At 66.0% G+C, this 19836-nt stretch carries 14 protein-coding genes, 1 tRNA gene and 1 pseudogene; 13 read left to right on the forward strand and 3 right to left on the reverse strand.

Annotated features, from left to right (window positions below):
• From obgE to rplA, 8 genes and pseudogenes are all read left to right on the forward strand, one after another.
• Positions 1-1367, forward strand: a pseudogene (gene obgE / locus BBIA_RS11960) (GTPase ObgE); the annotation flags it as partial.
• Between the two features lie 137 nt (positions 1368-1504).
• On the forward strand, positions 1505-2632 hold the full coding sequence (proB, locus tag BBIA_RS11965) for a glutamate 5-kinase (RefSeq protein WP_033493464.1): 1128 nt from the start codon (positions 1505-1507) through the stop codon (positions 2630-2632).
• Between the two features lie 105 nt (positions 2633-2737).
• Positions 2738-3946: a pyridoxal phosphate-dependent aminotransferase gene (locus BBIA_RS11970; RefSeq protein WP_033493466.1), complete on the forward strand. Its 1209-nt coding sequence runs from the start codon at positions 2738-2740 to the stop codon at positions 3944-3946.
• 267 nt (positions 3947-4213) lie between these two features.
• A tRNA-Trp gene (locus tag BBIA_RS11975) sits at positions 4214-4289 on the forward strand.
• 36 nt (positions 4290-4325) lie between these two features.
• A complete protein-coding gene (gene secE, locus BBIA_RS11980) occupies positions 4326-4553 on the forward strand; it encodes a preprotein translocase subunit SecE (protein WP_033493468.1) in 228 nt (75 codons plus the stop codon).
• A 31-nt stretch (positions 4554-4584) separates the two neighbouring features.
• Entirely contained in the window at positions 4585-5472 is an 888-nt protein-coding gene (gene nusG, locus BBIA_RS11985) for a transcription termination/antitermination protein NusG (protein WP_033493469.1), read from the forward strand.
• Between the two features lie 381 nt (positions 5473-5853).
• A complete protein-coding gene (rplK, locus tag BBIA_RS11990) occupies positions 5854-6285 on the forward strand; it encodes a 50S ribosomal protein L11 (RefSeq protein WP_033493471.1) in 432 nt (143 codons plus the stop codon).
• 17 nt (positions 6286-6302) lie between these two features.
• Positions 6303-6995, forward strand: coding sequence for a 50S ribosomal protein L1 (gene rplA, locus BBIA_RS11995; protein WP_033493473.1), 693 nt, complete (start codon positions 6303-6305; stop codon positions 6993-6995).
• 95 nt (positions 6996-7090) lie between these two features.
• Here rplA and BBIA_RS12000 read toward each other — a convergent pair whose 3' ends face one another.
• Positions 7091-7945: a PucR family transcriptional regulator gene (locus tag BBIA_RS12000; RefSeq protein WP_420796705.1), complete on the reverse strand. Its 855-nt coding sequence runs from the start codon at positions 7943-7945 to the stop codon at positions 7091-7093.
• 323 nt (positions 7946-8268) lie between these two features.
• Positions 8269-10410: a DUF6020 family protein gene (locus BBIA_RS12005; RefSeq protein ID WP_051924046.1), complete on the reverse strand. Its 2142-nt coding sequence runs from the start codon at positions 10408-10410 to the stop codon at positions 8269-8271.
• Between the two features lie 352 nt (positions 10411-10762).
• Here BBIA_RS12005 and BBIA_RS12010 point away from each other — a divergent pair, with 352 nt between their 5' ends.
• On the forward strand, positions 10763-11641 hold the full coding sequence (locus BBIA_RS12010; protein ID WP_033493475.1) for a biotin--[acetyl-CoA-carboxylase] ligase: 879 nt from the start codon (positions 10763-10765) through the stop codon (positions 11639-11641).
• A 202-nt stretch (positions 11642-11843) separates the two neighbouring features.
• Complete coding sequence (locus BBIA_RS12015; RefSeq protein ID WP_033493477.1) at positions 11844-12665, forward strand: biotin--[acetyl-CoA-carboxylase] ligase; 822 nt, start codon at positions 11844-11846, stop codon at positions 12663-12665.
• A 29-nt stretch (positions 12666-12694) separates the two neighbouring features.
• Here BBIA_RS12015 and BBIA_RS12020 read toward each other — a convergent pair whose 3' ends face one another.
• On the reverse strand, positions 12695-13438 hold the full coding sequence (locus BBIA_RS12020) for a biotin transporter BioY (protein WP_420796706.1): 744 nt from the start codon (positions 13436-13438) through the stop codon (positions 12695-12697).
• 202 nt (positions 13439-13640) lie between these two features.
• Between BBIA_RS12020 and BBIA_RS12025 the strand changes: the two genes are divergently transcribed.
• From BBIA_RS12025 to BBIA_RS12035, 3 genes are all read left to right on the forward strand, one after another.
• Positions 13641-15566 (forward strand): ATP-binding protein, encoded by a 1926-nt coding sequence (locus BBIA_RS12025; RefSeq protein WP_033493481.1) that lies wholly within the window; start codon positions 13641-13643, stop codon positions 15564-15566.
• Positions 15563-17167, forward strand: a complete 1605-nt coding sequence (locus tag BBIA_RS12030; protein WP_033493483.1) for an acyl-CoA carboxylase subunit beta — start codon at positions 15563-15565, stop codon at positions 17165-17167. The genes BBIA_RS12025 and BBIA_RS12030 overlap by 4 nt, the downstream gene beginning before the upstream one ends.
• A 296-nt stretch (positions 17168-17463) precedes the next feature.
• A partial coding sequence (locus tag BBIA_RS12035; protein WP_035138455.1) for a fatty acid synthase subunit beta domain-containing protein occupies positions 17464-19836 on the forward strand: 2373 nt, incomplete at its 3' end.

Here is a 19836-nt window from a genome sequence, read left to right on the forward strand (position 1 = left end):
CGGCAAGCCGAAGCATCCGGGCGAACAGCTTGGCCGACCTGCGCCGCGAGGGCGACCGCTTCGTCGCCGCGGCTGGCGGTGCCGGCGGTCTCGGCAACGCGGCGCTGGCCAATCGTACGCGCCGCGCGCCGGGCTTTGCGCTGCTCGGCGAGCTGGGTGACGAACGCGATGTGATTCTTGAACTCAAGTCGATCGCCGACGTCGCGCTGGTCGGCTTCCCGTCGGCCGGCAAGTCGAGCCTGGTCGCCGCGATGAGCTCGGCCAAGCCGAAGATCGCCGACTATCCGTTCACCACGCTCGTGCCGAATCTCGGCGTGGTGATGGCCGGCGATGCGCGCTACACGATCGCCGACGTGCCGGGCCTGATCCCGGGCGCGTCCGAGGGCAAGGGCCTCGGTCTCGAGTTCCTGCGCCACATCGAGCGCACGGAGATCATCGCGCACGTGATCGACTGCGCCACGCTCGAGCCGAACCGCGATCCGATGGCCGACTACGAGGCGCTCGAGCACGAGCTCGCGCAGTATGCGGACAAGCTTGAACTGCCGCTGGGCGCGATCCCGATCCCGGAACGCCCTCGCGTGATCGTGCTCAACAAGGTTGACGTGCCTGAAGCCAAGGAACTGGCTGACTTCGTGCGCCCGGACTTCGAAAAGCTCGGATTCAAGGTGTTCGAGATCTCCACCGCCTCGCATGAGGGTTTGAAGGAGCTGAACTTCGCGTTGGCCGCGATGGTGGCCGACATGCGCAAGGAGGTTGCCCGCCGCGAGGAAGCCGAGGAGCAGGAGCGCGTGGTCATCAAGCCGCTCGAACAGGCCGCTCGCCGCCGCCGTCGCGCCGACGAGGGCGGCACCGCGCTCGACTTCACCGTGGAGCGCAAGGAGAACGGCAACGGCGAGGTCTGGTACGAGGTGCTCGGCACCAAGCCGGAACGCTGGGTCATGCAGACCAACTTCGACAACGATGAGGCCGTGGGCTATCTCGCCGACCGTCTGGCCAAGCTGGGCGTGGAGGATGAGCTGCGCCGCAAGGGCGCCAAGCCGGGCGACGAGGTGCGTATCGGCCGCGGGGACCGTGCGGTCGAGTTTGACTGGGATCCGACGATCGCGGCCGGCGCGGAGATGCTCGACGGCGCTCAGCTCGGCGCGCGCGGCAAGGACCTGCGTCTTGAGCCAGAGGAGCCGGGCGGCCGCCGCCGCACGAACTCCGAACGTCGCCGCCAGTACCACGAGATGATGGACGCGCGCGCCGCCGTGCGCGAGGCGATGATGGCGGAACGCGCGGCCGGCCACTGGGCCGATCCGTCCATTGACGACGACCGTCACGACGAGACCAGCCTGTTCGGTCGCGGCGACTCGGATGAGGAATAGTCCATGCCTATGACGTGTCATTTCGACCGAGCGTGAGCGAGCGGAGAAATCTTCCTCGATGGCAATGCCCTGCAAAATTTCTCCGCTCGGCTTTGCCTCGGTCGAAATGACATATACGAGCAGCAGAGGGAGCAATCATGCTTACAGAAGCCGAGGTGCGCCGCGCGGTCGCGGGAGCGCGGACCGTCGTCGTCAAGGTCGGGTCGAGTTCGCTGACCAAGCCGTCCGGTCATTTGGACGCGGGCCGGCTGAACGCGCTCGTCGCCGCGCTGTCTGCGGCCGCGACTGAGGGCGCGCGCGTCGTGCTCGTTTCGTCCGGCGCCATCGCGGCCGGATTCGGCCCGCTCGGCTTCGACTCGCGCCCGACCGACGTCGCCACGCAGCAGGCGACGGCCGCGGTCGGTCAGGGCTTGCTCATGTCCCAGTACGAGGCCGCGTTCGGCCGGTTCGGCGTGCGCGTCGGACAGATTCTCATCACGGCCGAGGACACGATCCGTCCGCAGCAGTACCGCAACGTGCAGCGCACGCTCGGCCGCCTGCTCGACCTCGGCGTCGTACCGATCGTCAACGAAAACGATTCGCTGGCCAGCAACGAGATCCGCTTCGGCGACAACGACCGGCTGTCCGCGCTCGTCGCGAACATCGTGCGCGCCGACGCGCTCGTGCTGCTCACTGACGTGGACGCGCTGTACACGGCCCCGCCGTCCGAACCGGGATCCGAGCGCATCGGCTTCGTGCCAAACGTGGCCGAAACGCTCGGCGACGTGACCGTGACCGGACCGACGTCCGGCGTCGGCACAGGCGGCATGGTCACCAAGCTGGAGGCCGCGCGCGTGGCCGCCGTGTCGGGTATTCCGACCGTGCTGACGTGCGCGTCGAACGCTGGACCGGCGCTGATGGGCGACCCGGTCGGCACCGCGTTCGCGCCGGTCAAGCAGCGCGGGTCGTCGCGCCGGCTGTGGATCGGATTCGCGGCCGAACCGCGCGGCACGATCGTCGTCGACGCGGGCGCCGCGACAGCCGTGCGCGGCGGACATGCAAGCCTGCTCGCCGCGGGCGCGCTCGAAGTACACGGCGCGTTCTCTGCGGGCGACCCGGTGTGGGTGGACGACGAGTCCGGCACTCATCTGGCGCGCGGCCTCGCCGGCTTCGACTCGGAGGAGATACCGCAGATGCTCGGCCGCACCACCACGCAGCTCAACCGCTTCCTCGGCGAGGAATACGCGCACCCGCTCGTGCACCGCGACAATCTCGTGTTGGTGTGATCGCGGCGGCGTGATCGGTGTAATCGTGCAGACGCGGACAGTCGGATCGGCGGCGCGACACGCTTCCATACATCGCGCGCCGGGTTTATCTTAGAAGCCATGACTATGGCTGAATGGCAAACTCTTTCCGACCGCATCAACCACGTGACCCCGAGCGCCACCCTGGCCGTCGACGCGAAGGCGAAGGCAATGAAGGCCTCCGGACTCGACGTCATCGGATTCGGCGCCGGCGAGCCGAACTTCCCGACTCCCGACTACGTGGTGGACGCCGCCGCGGCCGCGTGCCGCGACCCGAAGAACTACAAGTACACGCCGACCCCAGGCCTGCCCGAACTGCGCGAGGCGATCGCCGCGAAGACGCTGCGCGACTCCGGCTACGAGGTTGCCCCCGAGCAGGTCGTCGTGACCAACGGCGGCAAGCAGGCCGTCTATTCAACGTTCCAGGTGCTGCTCAACGACGGCGACGAGGTCATCATCCCGACCCCGTACTGGACCAGCTATCCGGAGGCCGTCAAACTGGCCGGTGGTGTGCCCGTTACCGTGTTCGCGGGCGCCGACCGTGGCTTCGAGCCGGATCTGGAGGCGCTTGAGGCGGCGCGTACCGAGCGTACCAAGGCGATCATCGTCAACTCGCCGAACAACCCGACCGGCGCCGTCTGGTCGCCTGAGACTGTGCGCAGCATTGCCAAGTGGGCCATCGAGCACCACATCTGGATCATCTCCGACGAAATCTACGAGCACCTCAACTACGACGACGCGAAGACCACGTACATCGGCGCGGCCGTGCCGGAATGCCGCGACCAGCTCATCGTGCTCAACGGCGTGGCCAAGACGTACGCAATGCCCGGCTGGCGCGTCGGCTGGCTCATCGCGCCGCGGCCGGTCGCCAAGGCCGCAGCCAAGCTGCAGGGACACATGACGTCCAACGTGGCGAACGTGTCGCAGCGCGCCGCTATCGCGGCCGTGTCTGGCACGCTCGACGTCGTGCACATGATGCGCGAGGGCTTCGACGCGCGACGCAAGGCGATCGTCGCCGCGCTCAACGCCATCGACGGCGTGAACTGCCCGACGCCGACCGGCGCATTCTACGCGTTCGCCGACGTGAGCGCGCTGCTGAACCGCCCGCTGGGCCCGAACGGCACCGTGTCGTCCAGTTCGAGCGAGCTGGCAGCCGCGCTGCTGGACGAGGCGCACGTTGCCGCCGTGCCGGGCGAGGCGTTCGGCGCGCCCGGATACCTGCGATTCTCGTACGCGCTGGCCGACGACCAGCTCGCCGAAGGCATGCGCCGGTTCCAGAAGTGGGCGAGCCGTTAAGCGGACAGTCCGGTGGACTGTCCGTAGGTGAGCCCTGAGCGAGGCGATAGTCGAGCGAGGGCAGCATTGGGCCCGAGCGTAGCGAGGTCCGTTGGACACCTTTCGCGACATGCCGAAGAAACGTTGAAATCCCGTGGTTTTTCCACGGGATTTTTTATTCGATTGGACGAATCGGAAAATACCCGCTACTATAGCGACTTGGCGGTTTTGCCAAGCGCAAGCGTCCGGTTTTGACCGGTTCGAATGCGTTGGATGGCAAGTTCACCTAGGGAAGTGGCGCAATTGGTAGCGCAACGGTCTCCAAAACCGTAGGTTGTGGGTTCGAGTCCCGCCTTCCCTGCCAAGTCTCTTGAAAACATGCTCTAGCGTAAGGATGGTTATGGCGAAGGCAAGCACATCTGTGGAAGCAAAGAAACCGAACATCTTTATGCGCGTCGGCCTGTTCATCAAGCAGATTATCGACGAAATGCGTAAGGTCGTCACCCCGACCGCCAAGGAACTGTTCCTCTGGTCTCTGGCCGTGTTCATCTTTGTGCTCTTCCTGATGGCGCTCGTCACGGGCATGGACTTCGGTCTGGGCAAGCTCTCGCTGTGGGTGTTCGGCTGATCGTTACGACACAACAAAGGTGAAATAACGAATGACTGATGAAGTGAATTTCGAGGATCTCGACTCGCGTCCCGACGTGACCGATGACGATGCGGCCCAGGCCGAGCCCGAGGTGAACCTCGACGCCGTGGCCTCCGCGGACGAGGACGAAATGAACGAGTCCGTCTCCGCTGATCTCCCGACCGCTCCGGTTGCCGATGAGGCTGATGCCGCCGCCGATGAATCCGCTGAAGATGATGAGGATTCCGATGATGTCGACGAATCCGATTCCCAGGAAGGCGACGAGTCGGACGCCCCCGAGGACGCCGGTGCCAAGGCCGTCGAGGAATTCTCCAAGTCGCTGCGCACGCTCGAAGGCAAGTGGTACGTGCTGCACACGTATTCCGGCTACGAGAAGCGCGTGAAGACCAACGTCGAATCCCGCGTCGTGAGCTTTGGCCTCGAAGACAAGATTTTCCAGGTCGAAGTGCCGATGGAGGAAGTCGAGAAGCACACCGACAAGGGCAAGAAGGTCATCACCCGCGTCCGTGTGCCGGGTTACGTGCTCATCCGCATGTGGCCGGATGAGGACGCTCGCCGCATCGTGCGCGAGACCGAAGGCGTGACCGGTTTCGTCGGCCCGACCAAGGATCCGGCTCCGCTTTCCCGCAAGGAAGTCGTCCAGATGATGGCCCCGATGATCTCCGCCGAGGCGCTGCGCAAGGCTGGCGACAAGCCTGCCGCCGCCAAGAAGCGCACGGTCGAGGTCTCCTACGCGGTCGGCGATCAGGTCACCGTCACCGACGGCCCGTTCACCACCATGGCCGCCGTCGTCTCCGACGTCGAGCCCACCACGCAGAAGCTCACTGTGCTGGTCTCCATCTTCGGCCGCGACACGCCGGTGGAGCTCGGCTTCAACCAAGTCGAGAAGCTTCAGTAAATCGAATAATGGAGCGTATGCCGCCTTTCTTCACCACTCGGCGTACTGAGTACGCCTTCGGGTTCAGGCGGCGGCCTCCGCACACGTTATTCGCTTTACTTGGTAAACGTGATCCCCGCCTTTGTGCGGGGATTTTTCGTATCTGACTGTCTGCGTCCCTGTGGGTGTGCCGGCCGCAGTGATATGGCTGTGGCACGGCGTGTCGTCCGGAGGGCACAGCATAATAGAAGGGTTTGTGTCTGGAGGGCCGGATGCGCCGCGGCGACGCGCGCTCAAACCCGCTAGCACAGCACAGCAACCATACGATTGCGGGAGGAGTTCGCCGCGGGAAACCAAGGCGTTCGCCACTACCACCGCTTCATAGAAAGAAGAACCAATAACATGGCTCCTAAAAAGAAGGTCACGGCGCTGATCAAGCTCCAGATCCAGGCTGGCAAGGCCAACCCGGCCCCGCCGCTGGGCCCGGCCCTGGGTTCGCACGGCGTGAACATCATGGACTTCTGCAAGGCGTACAACGCCCAGACGCAGGACAAGATGGGTCAGGTCATCCCGGTCGAGATCACCGTCTTCGAAGACCGTTCCTTCACCTTCATCCTCAAGACCCCGCCGGCCGCGGCTCTGCTCAAGAAGGCCGCCGGCGTCGACAAGGGCACCGAGAACCCGCTGACCCACAAGGTCGGCTCCGTCACCAAGGCTCAGGTCCGCGAGATCGCCGAAATCAAGATGGCCGATCTGTCCGCTCGTGACATCGAAGCCGGCATGAAGATCATCGAGGGCACCGCCCGTTCGATGGGCATCACGGTCACCGACTGAGAAGAGGAGAAGGACTAATGGTACAGCGTTCCAAGAAGTATCGCGAAGCGGCCGAGAAGGTCGATCGCAACAACCTCTACACCGCCAACGAGGCCATCGCGCTCCTCAAGAGCATGCCGGAGTACAAGTTCGACCAGACCGTGGAAGCGGTGCTGCGCCTGAACGTGGACCCGCGCAAGGCCGACCAGCTGGTGCGTGGCTCCGTCCTGCTGCCTCACGGCACTGGTAAGACCGCCAAGGTCCTCGTGTTCGCCCGTGGCCCGAAGGCCACCGAGGCCACCGAGGCCGGCGCCGACATCGTCGGTGACGACGACCTGATCGCGAAGGTCGCCGACGGCTTCCTCGACTTCGACGCCGTCGTCGCCACCCCGGACATGATGGGCAAGGTCGGCCGCCTCGGCCGCGTGCTCGGTCCGCGTGGCCTCATGCCGAACCCGAAGACCGGCACCGTCACCATGGACGTGACCAAGGCCATCAAGGAGATCAAGGGCGGTAAGGTCGACTTCCGTGTCGACAAGCACGGCAACCTCTCCTTCCTCATCGGCAAGATGAGCTTCGACGAGGCCGCTCTGGACGAGAACTTCAAGGCCGTGGCCGACGAAGTCAAGCGTCTGAAGCCGTCCACCGTGAAGGGCCGCTACGTCACCAAGGCGACCATCACCTCCACGATGAACCCGGGCGTCCCGGTCGATCCGATGACCGTTGCCTGATTCTCGCTGAGAACGGTTTACGCAGAACCCCCGCTGGTGCAACCGCACCGCGGGGGTTCTCGCATATCCGAAACGTGTTGCCGATTGGATGCCGATCAACGAAGGGTCATGCGGCCGAGCGCGATGGCTGTGCGCAGCACGTAGGCTTCGCGTGGGTCAGTGGCGTCCCAGCCGGTGGCGTCGGCGGCACGCTTCAAGCGATATCGGACCGTGTTCGGGTGCACGTTGAGCGCCTTCGCCGTGGTTTCCAACGAACCGCCGGACAGCAGAAACGTCGAGACGGTTTCCAAGGTCGGATCGTCTGGACCGGCCGCGGTCAGACTGCCATACACAGCCTCGACCAGCTCGCGTTTCGCGTCCTCGTCGCCGATTAGCGCACGTTCCGGCAGCGCGTCCTCAGCCCGGATCAAACGCATCATGTCCTCGCGCGGGTTGCGCCATGCGGCGGCTTGCGACGGGCCGTCGTCATGCAATGACGCAGGTGCCGATGATGCGGACGCCGCCGTGATCGACGCGGAAGCGGCACCGACAGCCCTTGCCGAACCAGTCAGACTGGCGGAACCGGACGTCCCGGACACGCCGGGCGCAAACCGGACGGCAGGAGCCGCCGCCAGCGTGCTCAACGCGGCAAGCACGGTCGCCGACGCCCCGCTCACCCCGTGCCTGACCGGACCGAGCGCCACCGGACGGTCAGCTGCGAACGTCGCCATCATCGCCGTGCACGTGACTTCCGGGGTCGCCGCAGCCTGCGCCGCCGTCAGCGCGACGCACACGCCGTCGTGCACGCCGGCGATCGTCAGCGAACCGCCCAAATCACGCACGGCCGCGCGCAGCTGCTGCAGCGTCGCGGATACGCCAGACGTGCACGGGTACCCCGCCACAGCAAAGCAGCGTGCGTCATCGGGCCAGCCAAGCACATGCATCAGCGACGCGGTCCGCGTGTCCACCATCCCGTTCACCAGGCATTCGAACGCGACCGTTTCCGCATCGCAGCCGTGCGCGACGAGCAGTTCCAGAAAATCCTCGTTCATACGTTCCGACATGCCCCTCAGCTTAGTCGGCCTGCGCCTGATTCCGTCGACAAATGACATGAGACCATGCCAGTTTGACGATTGAGAGGCCGTCATAGACGATTTTTCCCCACGAACTAGCCTGTATTTCACCGAAAACCGTAATGCGGTGGCCTCGAGCAGGTTCCTTGCAGCCTCTCGATCGTAGAACTGACCTTTGCAGAGGTTGGAATCAGCCTCTCGATCGTCAAACTCGCTTGATTTCAGTCTGCCGGCCGTTGCTCTGTCCCATCTTGGTGCGTCGCGGAGCCGGCCCGCGCCGCGCGCGACTCGCGCCAGAACGTCAGACACACGAAGCAGAACACGAACGCGACGGGCAGCATGTGCCGCTCGAAATTGTTCGCCGGCGCGGTGGCCATGACGCCCATGAGCAGCAGCAGCGGGAAATGCGTGAGCAGCGTGCGCCAGCGGCGCAGCACCACTTCGGCCGCGCCGATCAGCAGGGTCAATGTCACGTAGAAGTTGCCGTGCGTGACCCAGCCGAGCACGGGTATCGCGCCCCAGTCGCGCGCCCGCTGTGCGACGGTCTCGCGCCAGTCGTGGTTCACGAGCTTGAGCCAGGTACTGGATTTTTGCACGTAGTCGCTGGTGATGTAGTAGTCCATCGCCACGTACGGCTGGTCGGTCGGGTCGAAGTAGCCGTAGCATTCGGCGAGCAGCGCGTCGAGCGCGATCACCGGATTCGCCTTGACGATCTCCAGCCATGCGGAATTGAACTGCTTCATGTCGTCCGGCGTGACGGTGCGCCACTTGTAGCTCACCTTCTTCGACTGGATACCGGACGATTTGACCGGGTCGGCGTCCTGCTGGAAGTACGATTCGGCCATTTGGTCGAGGTTGAAGATCGGCGCGAGCTTGTCGCGGGCGGAGTCGGGGATGCCGTCCGGGTTGAGTTTGGCGACGCGCGCGATCATTTGCAGCTGCACGCCGCGGCTTTCGATCGGGTCGCCGGTGATAATCGAGCCGGTCGAGCCGAGCAGCGAAATGCCGCCGTGGATGACAATCACCGGCAGCAGCAGGGCGACCGCGTATGTACGCCAACGTTTGCGATCGGCGAACAGCACGAGCACGATCTGCGCGGCGATGATGTACCACGCGTACTTTGCGGAGATCAACATGACGCACGTCGACAGTACGAATGCGGCCAACGTGTGCGCCGGCGTGCGCACGATCGCGTCGAGCGGGTTGCGCCCGCCCGGTCGCCACGTCATGAGTAGCTCGTACCACACGCCGAACCACCACGTGAACGCGAACGCGAACAGCGGCGACTTGGTGAGCGAAATCGTCGAGAACAGCACGAGCGGGCAGGCCAGGAACATGAGCAGCGTGACGAACCGGGCGAATCCGCCGGCCGCCCGGTTCGGATACCGCTGCGGCCGCAGGCGCGTGATCGTCAGCGACGAGGCGGCGCCGCGCTCGGGATGCGCGAAGTCGACCGGGGTTAGATAGTGCGGGCGCTCGGGTCGCGCGTAGTCAACGCGCTCGGTGGCGTGTGCGGGTCTCAGCCACGGCAGGTTGAGGAAGCGGTTCGCGGACGAAGCGCAGCAGAACGCGGCGAACAGCCACTGCAATACAGACAGCGCCACGAAGCCTGCGTCGTTCGAGTCGGTCAGGTAGCGCGAGATCGCGGCCGCGCCGCCGTAGAACACGGTGAGCACGATGTTGTGCTGGTCGGTCAGGTAGGTCGGATTGCTTGGCCACATGTAGTGGGCGGTCGGGTAGATGTCCATCGGCACGAACGAGAAGAAGCCGATGTACGGCTGCTTCATGCCGGTCCACTGGTTCCACGCCCAGCTGAACTCGCGCGCCTGCGAGCGCACGTCCGCGCCGAACGCGCTCATGAGCGTGGCCGGCACCCACAGCCAGCCGACGATGAGGATGAGGGAGATTTTCCAGCCGCGATCGGTTGCATGGGTGAGCGCGCGGCCGGTGACGGCGGCTGCGTGGCGTACGAAGGACGACGTGTATGTTGCGATGGTTCGCAGCGCGCGGTCGAGTCGGGGGTGCGTGCGTGACAGACGTTCTGCGATGGTTTGCATGACGAGTGCCATGATGCTGCGCCACAGTGACGGTTCGTCGGTGCGGCGCGGACGCCCCGAGCGCACGAGCAGGCCGACGATTGACAGTGCGATCAGGAACGTCGCGATGAAGTACAGGCTGTTGAGCTGCGTCCAGTCGGCGATCGAGCCCTTCTCCCAGTAGAGTGGGCCGATCGCCACGCACAGCGCGACCCACAGGCACGCGAGCACGGCCAGCGTCCGGCGTGCGGCCGCGGCGAGGCGGTCGAGGCGGGAGCCGCGGGAGAGTGCGGGGGCGGGGGACTGAGAATCGCTGGCTGTGGTCATATCACGCCATTCTATCGGCCGGCCTAACGGCCGGTGTTCGCAACGAGGCCGGAGGAGACGAATGCCATGCAGTATTGATGCTGTGTCGGTGCGGGGAGTTGCTCATCGGTTCGTCTGCTCGGTTGATGGTGCGTGGCGTGAGGGCATGGATTCCGGGACGGATCGCCGCTGTCTGGCGCGGCCGTTGCACTGGGCGGAGAGCGTCGGCGGTTGTTGCCTTATGTCGCGTTATGTACCGCGCGATGTGCGATTGCTGCGGCAAAAACCGGCAAAATGGTTGACGACACCCCGTGCGCTCGGTATATTGACACGATTTTTGACGTCCCGGAAGGGCCGGCGTAAGGTGAATCGCATGATTTCAATGTTGAAGATCGCACAGCCGCGCCTTGATGCCACCGAGAGGGTGGCCGACAAAACCGTCACGTTCGCCGAGATCGATTCGACGCATGCGCAGGCCCGCCGCATGATCGCTGCGGGCGACATCGCGCACGACGCCGATCACGGCATTTCGATCTCCGTGGTCGCCGCGGACAGTCAGACGAACGGCTTGGCGCGCTTCGGGCGCCCGTGGATCAGCAATCCGGGGCATTCGTTCACCATGTCGTTCATTGCGGTGATTCCGCGCACGATCGCCGAGGACGAGCTCATCAACGGCTGGCTGTCGATGATCGCCGGTCTGGCCACGCTCGACGCGCTCGAGAACACGCTGGACGAATGCGGCGCGCACTCGTTCTATCCGGACTGCGGGTTCAAACTCAAGTGGCCGAACGACGTGTACTGCCACGGGCTGAAGCTCGGCGGCACGTTCACCGAACCGGTGCCGCTGCCCGACGACGATGTGAGCGTGGCTGTCGTGTTCAGCATCGGCGTCAATCTGATGATGCCGGCCGACCGCCTGCCCACGGCGCAGTCGACGTCGCTGCAGATGCATTTCGCACCGCTGCCGCCGATCGAAACGCTGCGCGATATGATCGCCTCACGTCTGGTCGAATCGCTGCGCACGCGGCTTGAGGCGTTCGTGGAGATGCCGATCGTGCAGGCGAGCCGTCTGCGTTCGGAGATGCGCCACGTGTGCTGGATGATGGGCCGCGAGATCGAGGCGCAGCTTATCGACGGCAGCGAGGTGCACGGCACGGTCGTCGCGCTCAACGACGACGCGTCGATCAGCGTGCGCTTGGAATCCGGCGACACGCAGGACCTGCTCGCCAGCGAGGTCGGCGTACTGTCCTGAACCGCTGTTGCGCCGGCGCATGCGCGGATGAGCGTATACGAAAAGTCCCGTCCGTTTCGATGCGGGCGGGCAGTGACGAAGGATGCGGCCGCGGTAGGCTGAAGGCATGAGTGATGTTGCGAATGCCAATGATGCCAGTGATATTGAGAAGGCGCGCGCGGTGATGGCGTGCGTTGCGGCTGTCAACTGGGCTATGAGGAGGATGCCGCGCACGGTCGCGGCGGCGGGCGGCGACGTGCTGTTGTTCGATGCGATCGGGTCGACGAATACGGCGGCGCGCGAGCTGGTTGCGGCGGGACGGCCGGTCGCCGTGGTCGCGGCAGACGCGCAGACCGCAGGCCGAGGCCGGCTCGATCATACGTGGACGAGCTGCCCGGGGGAGTCGTTCACGGTGTCGTTCGTGGCGCGCGCTTCGCGTGCGATCGCGACCGACGAGCGGGTCAACGGATGGCTGCAGATGATCGCGGGGCTTGCCGCGCTCGACTCGATCCGCGCGGCCGTCCATGATTCCGGGAGCGGCAATCTGATGCTCAAATGGCCGAACGATTTATTCTGCGACGGACGCAAGCTGGGCGGCATCCTCGCCGAAATGGTGGTGCCGCCGGCTGGAGTCAGCCAATCGGCAGATGGTGACGTGACGCTCGTGTTCGGCATCGGCATCAACCTGGCTGTGCCGGCCGATCGGCTTCCCACGGCGCAGGCCACGTCATTGCAGCTGCATTATGACGTTTCCGCCGATAATGCGGACGCGCTGCGCGACGCGATCGCCGCCGGCATCGTCGCCGGTTTACGTGCGCGCATCGCCGCATTCGCCGCCGATCCGCACGGACAGGCCTCGCGGCTGCTCGATGAAACGCGCCGTGTCTGTTGGACGCTCGGCCACGAGGTCGAAGCGCATTTCACTGACGGTTCCACCTTGCGCGGCGAAGCACTCGCGCTCAACGCCGACGCGTCGCTCACCATCCGCACGCAGGACGGCGACGCCCACGTTGTGCGCACTGCAGACGTGGGCGTGCTGGCCTGAGCTCGTGCGGCAAAGCCGCTGAGGATCGATTATCGGCGCAGTGCGACGGCGACGGACACTGTCAGGGACGCAACGAAGGACTTGACGACGTCGCCGATGATGAACGGCACCGACGCAAGGATGATCGCGGGCAGGGGAGCGCCGGTGAGCGCAGCCTGCACGGCGAAGCCGAACACGTAGACGACGGCCACGCAGCCGACCATCGCGGCCGCGAAGTAGCGCAGGAACGTCAGCGCGAAGACGATCGGGCGGGACGCGGCCGCATCCGCAACGGATGCCGCGAGATCGGTACGGTCGGCGGCGTCATCGGAACCGGGCGCGGCGTATGCGGCGATGGAACGGGCGGTTGATGCCGTGAATGCTGTGGGTGTCGACGAGCCGGCCGCATGATGCGCGGCGATTGCACGACGGGACGAGCCCTTGAGCCATGCGGTGACGATCACGCCCGGCAGGAAGCCGATCAGGAATCCGGCCGACGGGCCGAACAGCGCGGCCGTGGACGAACCGCCCGCGAACACCGGCAGACCCGCGGCGCCGGCGGCCAGATACAGTGCGACCGCGGCACCGGCCTGACGCCAGTCCATCGTGAGCGCCGCGACCATGACCACGAACGTCTGCAGCGTGATCGGCACCGGCGTGCCCGGAATCGGCACCGCGCCGGCGGCGGACGCGAGCCACAGAAGCACGGCGAACGCGATCGGCTTGGCGACGGCGAGAACGGTGCGGCGGACGCGACTACCCGCGACCGCGGATGTGGTGATGGACGGCATGATGATTCCCCTTGTCTCGAGTAAGCGAGTCTGACGAAAACGCGTGACTTGTCTTGCAACAGCGTGCAGTTCCGTCAAGTTACAAGGCCTTACGCTAGACCTGCGATGTTGCGGTTACGTTTGTGTAGCTTTACAAAAGATCGTCGGGAATTTTGTTGAGATCGTTCCCATGCATTTTCAGTCAGCGGGTCTATATTTTGACGCCATGACGCAAAATGTCAAAAAACTATTGATTGCGAACCGAGGTGAGATCGCCCTGCGCGTGGTGCGGACCGCGCGCGAAATGGGCATCGCCACGGTGGCGGTCTACGCCGAACAGGATCGCGAAGCGCCCTATGTGTCGCTCGCCGACGAGGCGTACCTGCTGCCCGGCGACACCTACAAGGACACGTATCTCAACGAGGACCTGCTCATCGACGTGCTGCACCGCTCCGGCGCGGATGCGGTGCATCCCGGCTACGGTTTCCTCTCCGAAGTCGCCTCCTTCGCCGACAAGGTCGACCGGGCCGGCGCGACGTGGATCGGCCCGAGCCCGGAGGCTCTGACCGACCTCGGCGACAAGATCACCGCACGCCGCGTCGCCACGCGCGCCAAAGTGCCGCCCGTACCGGGTCTGAGCGAATCAGTGTCCGACATCCGCGCACTGTACGACTTCGCACACACGCACGGCTATCCGATCATGATGAAGCGCACGGACGGCGGCGGCGGACGCGGCATCACCATCGTGCGCAGCGACGACGAGCTGCGCGGCTTCTACATGAACCACGATTCGCTGCAGGGCGGCGATCTGAACGAGTACTTCGTCGAACGCTTCATCGACAAGGGCCGCCACGTCGAAACGCAGTGCGGACGCGACTCCCACGGCAACTTCGCCGTCTACTCGACGCGCGACTGCAGCGTGCAGCGGCGCAACCAGAAACTCATCGAGGAGGCGCCCGCCCCGTTCCTGCCGGAGGGCGTGCACGAGCAGCTCGAACGCTACTCACGCGCCCTGTTCGACGCGGTCGGCTACATCGGCCTCGGCACCTGCGAATTCATGCTCACCGACACCGGCAAGGTGTACTTCCTTGAAGTCAACCCGCGCCTGCAGGTTGAGCACACGGTCAGCGAACAGGTGTGCGGGCTGGACCTGGTGCGCGAGCAGATCACCATCGCGGACGGCGGCGCGCTCACCACGCCGCCCGAGGCGCGCGGCCATAGTTTTGAACTGCGCATCACCTGCGAGGATCCGGCCAAGAACCTCACTCCCAGCTCCGGCACGCTCACGCGGCTCGAATGGCCGTCCGGCCCTGGCATCCGCGTCGACTCCGGCGTGGTGGAAGGCGACACGATCTCGCCTAAATTCGATTCGATGATGGGCAAACTCGTCGTCACCGCGCAGGACCGTGAGGCCGCCGTGGCCCGCGTGCGCCGCGCGCTCGGCGAACTGCACATCGAAGGCGTGCCCACGCCCTCCAGCCTGTTCGAGCAGGTGTTCCGCGACGACGAATTCACCGCCGAACACGGCCACCCGTTCGACATCAGCACCAAATGGCTCGAACGCAAGTACCTGAACCGCGAGGCGAACGCGACGCGCGCCGGCCAGCCCGCGTCGCTCAGCGCCGGTGTGGCCGGTACGAACGGTGCGTCCGGCGCGGCGGCCGAGGCGAAGCCGACGCCGACCGAAACGTTCGTGATCGAAATGAACGACAAGCGCGTCAAGCTCACCGTGCCGCTCGACATCGTCGAAAACATCACCGGTTCGGCTCGCGCCCGCGGCGCGCAGCGGCCGACGCAGCCGCTGCGCGGAGCCGGCCTGCACCGCGCGGAATCGGCCCAGCAGAAGACCGCCGAGCGTCCGGGCGTGATCGCCGCGCCGATGCAGGCGGTCGTCACGCGCATCAACGTGGCCGAAGGGCAGCACGTCGCCAAGGGCGACCTGCTCGTCGTGCTCGAGTCGATGAAGATGGAGAACTACGTGTACGCGCCGGCCGCCGGCACCGTCACGAAGATTTTCGTCGGGCCCGCGACCGGCGTCGAGGCGGGGGAGACGCTCGTCACGCTCGACGTGGACGGCGCGGACGCGAAGGCTAAGACCGACGCGACTGGTACTGCCGGTACGGCCGGTGCAGCGAAGGGAGGCGCGCAATGACCGACATCATGCAGTCCCCGGCCGTCAAACAGTACGTGAAACAGCCCGACGGCGACCATCAGCCGATCCGCGCGGCCGTCGCCCGTGCCGCCGAACTCGCGCGCGACGCCGAGGCGCACGCACGCGAACGCCAGCACGTCAAAGGCAAGAACACAGCCCGCGAACGGCTCGACCTGCTGCTCGATACCGGCACGTTCGAGGAAATCGGACGATTCGCCGGCGGCGACATCAACAACGGCAAGGCCGGCGCGGCCGTCATCACCGGATTCGGCGACGTGTACGGGCGCAAAATCGCCGTCTACGCGCAGGACTTCTCCGTGCGGGGCGGCACGCTCGGACGTGCGGAAGGCGAGAAGATCTGCCGGCTCATGGACAAGGCGCTCGAACTCAAGGTACCGATCGTCGCGCTCATCGACTCCGGCGGCGCGCGCATCCAGGAAGGCGTCGCGGCCCTGACCGAATACGGGCACATCTTCCGCCGCACCTGCAAGGCCAGCGGCTTCGTGCCGCAGATCTCCATCATCCTCGGGCCGTGTGCGGGCGGCGCGGTCTACTGCCCGGCCCTGACGGACCTCATCATCATGACCCGCGAACATTCGAACATGTTCGTGACCGGACCGGACGTGGTCAAGGCCGCGACCGGCGAGGTCATCAGCATGGACGACCTCGGCGGCGGACTCGTGCACAACCGCGTCTCCGGCGTCGCACATTATCTCGGCGAGGACGAAGCGGACGCGATCGACTATGCGCGCACCGTGCTCGCCTACCTGCCGTCCAGCTCCGACGACGAGCCGCCGACTTACGCGTACGCCGTCACGCGCGCCGAACGCGACACCGCGAAGCGACTCGCGACGATCGTGCCCGACAACGACCGGCAGCCGTACGACATGCTCGACGTGATCCGCTGCATCGTTGATTACGGCGAATTCGTGCAGGTGCAGGAACTGTTCGCCGGCTCGGCCGTCGTCGGATTCGCATGCATCGAAGGGCATCCGGTCGGCGTGGTCGCGAACCAGCCGAACGTGAACGCCGGCATCCTCGACGTCGACTCGTCGGAAAAGGTCGCGCGGTTCGTGCGCCTGTGCGACGCGTTCAACCTGCCCGTCATCACGCTCGTGGACACGCCCGGATACAAACCCGGTGCCGAACAGGAGCACGCCGGCATCATCCGGCGCGGCGCGAAGGTGATCTACGCGTACGGCAACGCGCAGGTGCCGATGGTCACCGTCGTGCTGCGCAAGGCGTTCGGCGGCGCGTACATCGTGATGGGATCCAAGGCGATCGGCGCGGACATGAACTTCGCATGGCCCAGCTCGCAGATCGCCGTCCTCGGTGCGACCGGCGCGGTCAACATCATTCACCGCAAGGACCTGCAGAAAGCGAAGGAAAGCGGGAAGGACGTGGACGCGCTGCGCGCGCAGCTCGTCGCCGACTACCAGCGGACCACCGTCAACGCGAACCTGTCGCTCGAAACCGGGCAGATCGACGCGATGATCGACCCCGAACAAACTCGCGAGGCCATCGCCGAATCCCTCCGCCTGCTCGCCGGCAAACGGCGGACACGCGCCACCACCAAACACCACGGCAACCAACCGTTGTAACGGAATCGGCTTGCGCCGATGCTGCGTCGTGAGCAGCGCATACGCGCTGCAGACGCTCCCTCAGTCACGCTTCGCGTGACAGCTCCCTCAGCCGAGGGAGCCTGCAAGGCGTGTTATGAGCTTTCACTTCATGTCCGTCGAACGGATATAAAGCTGGCCGCCGTAGGCGGACTGAGGGAGCGTCTGCGGTGCATCGGCACCGCCAACAACACAGCATCGCGCGAAGCGCGATTCCGATACAGCAGCACGAACGTCATATCCATACTTCGACCATCAACCTCACATAAGGAACACCAATGACCACATTCTTTCTGAACAAGCTGGCGGACGAGCCGCACGCGCTCGCGTTCGCCGGACAGTCCACGCCGTGGACCGTCGCGCTCGAGGACGAAACCACCGATCCGACCATCGACGCCGCGCTGCGCGGGCACGCGGCCGCCGCCGACGCGAAACTCGCGCCGGTCGCCGCCGACCTGCTCGCCACCACCGGTCGACCGGTCGACCTGTTCGCCGTTGCCGCGGCCAACGCGAACCCGGCCAAGCTCGGCCCGGCCGCCGACGCGACTGTCTCCGTGTCCGGCATCGCGCTCGCCCAGCTCGGCGCGCTGCACGATCTCGCCAATCTCGGCTACGACGTCGCCGCCGCACAGCCGGTCGCCGTGCTCGGCCATTCGCAGGGCGTGCTCGCCGTCCACATGACCCGCGCCATCCAGAATGCCGGCTCGATCGCTGCCGCGGCGCCCGTGCTCGACGAAATCCTCGCCGTCGCCTCCCTGATCGGCGCGGCCGGCACCCGCCGCGTGCGCGAACTCGGCCTCAACCCCAAGGTCGGCGAAGCCAGCCCGATGCTGTCCGTCAAGGGTGCCACGCGCGAACAGGTCGAAACGCTCATCGCCCGCGTCGACCGCGCGCGCGGCCCGATCTCCATCGCCGTCACCAACTCCGACAACCATCACGTGCTTTCCGGCTACCCGGAGGACCTGGCCGCCTTCGCGCTCGAAACCGAACGCGAGCACCGGCATCAGGCCAAGCTGCGCGAACACAAGCTGCGCGGCGGCGCTGTGTTCGCCCCCACCCTCGAATACCTCGAGGTCACGCTGCCGTTCCACTCGCCGCTCATGGCCGAAGCGGTCGCACAGACCGTGGCATGGGCCGGTGCATGCGGTTTCGACCAGACACGCGCCCGCGCGCTCGCCGAAGAGGTGCTGCTCAACCACGTCGACTGGAACGCGCGCGTCAAGGCGCTGTTCGACGTCGCCGACCCGGCCAAGCTGTGGATCGTGGACCTCGGCCCCGGCAACACGCTCGGCAAGCTGATCGGCAACGTGGTGCAGGGCACCGGCGTCGGCGTGGTCGAAGCGACCACGCTGTCCGAACGGGCCGCGTTGTCCACGCTGGCGGGGGATCCCGAACGCACGCAGAACTGGAAGGCGTTCGCGCCCCGCGTTGTCCGGACGCCGGCCGGCGACAAGCTCGTCACCAAGTTCTCCAAGCTCACTGGCAAGCCGCCGGTGCTGCTGCCCGGCATGACCCCCACCACCGTCGACCCTGAGATCGTGGCCGCGGCCGCTAACGCCGGCTACTGGGCCGAACTCGCTGGCGGTGGCCAGGTGACCGCCGAGGTCTTCGACCGCCACGTCGCGCGTCTCGAGGAACTGCTCGAAGAAGGCCGCACGGTCGAATTCAACGCCATGTTCATGGACCGCTACCTGTGGAACCTGCAGTTCGGCTCCTCGCGCATCGTGCCGAAGAAGCGCGCGTCCGGCGCGCCGATCGACGGCGTGGTCGTCTCCGCGGGCATTCCCGAACTCGACGAGGCCGTCGCGCTCATCAGGTCGCTGCAGGCCGACGGCCTGCCGTACGTGAGCTTCAAGCCCGGCACCGTCGACCAGATCCGTCAGGTCGTGCGCATCGCCAAGGCCGTAGCGCCCACCGTCATCATGATCCAGGTCGAGGGCGGCGAGGCCGGCGGCCACCACAGCTGGGAGGCGCTCGACGACCTGCTCGCCTCCACGTACGCCGAAGTGCGCGCCTGCGACAACCTCGTGCTCGTCGCCGGCGGCGGCGTCGGCACGCCCGAACGCGCGGCCGACTACATTTCCGGCCAGTGGGCGCGCGCCTACGGCCTGCCCGACATGCCGGTCGACGGCGTGCTCGTCGGCACCGCCGCCATGACAGCCAAGGAGGCGCACACCAGCCCCGAAGTCAAGCGGATGCTCGTCAACACGCCTGGCATTCCCGCCGACGCCAAGTCCGACGACGTGTTCGCGCCGCAGGCCGCCCACTGGGTGCCGTCCGGCAAGTCCGTCGGCGGCGTCTCCTCCGGACTGAGCCACCTGCACGCCGACATCTACGAGCTGGAGAACGCCTCCGCCGCGTGCGGGCGCCTGCTCGTGCGCGTGATGAAGCACCCCGAGGAGCTCGATTCGCGTCGCCAGGAGATCATCGACGCGCTCGACAGGACTGCCAAGCCCTACTTCGGCGACCTGGCGTCCATGACCTACCTCGCGTGGGCGAAGCGCTTCGCCGAACTCGCGTTCCCGTGGGTCGACCCGACCTACGTCGACCGCTTCCAGCACCTGCTGCAGCGCATCGAGGCTCGCGTGTCCGACACCGATTCCGGCGAATTCGCGTCCAAGCTGTTCGCCGCCGACGACGCCACGGCCGAC

This window comes from Bifidobacterium biavatii DSM 23969, assembly GCF_000741165.1.
GTDB lineage: Bacteria > Actinomycetota > Actinomycetes > Actinomycetales > Bifidobacteriaceae > Bifidobacterium > Bifidobacterium biavatii.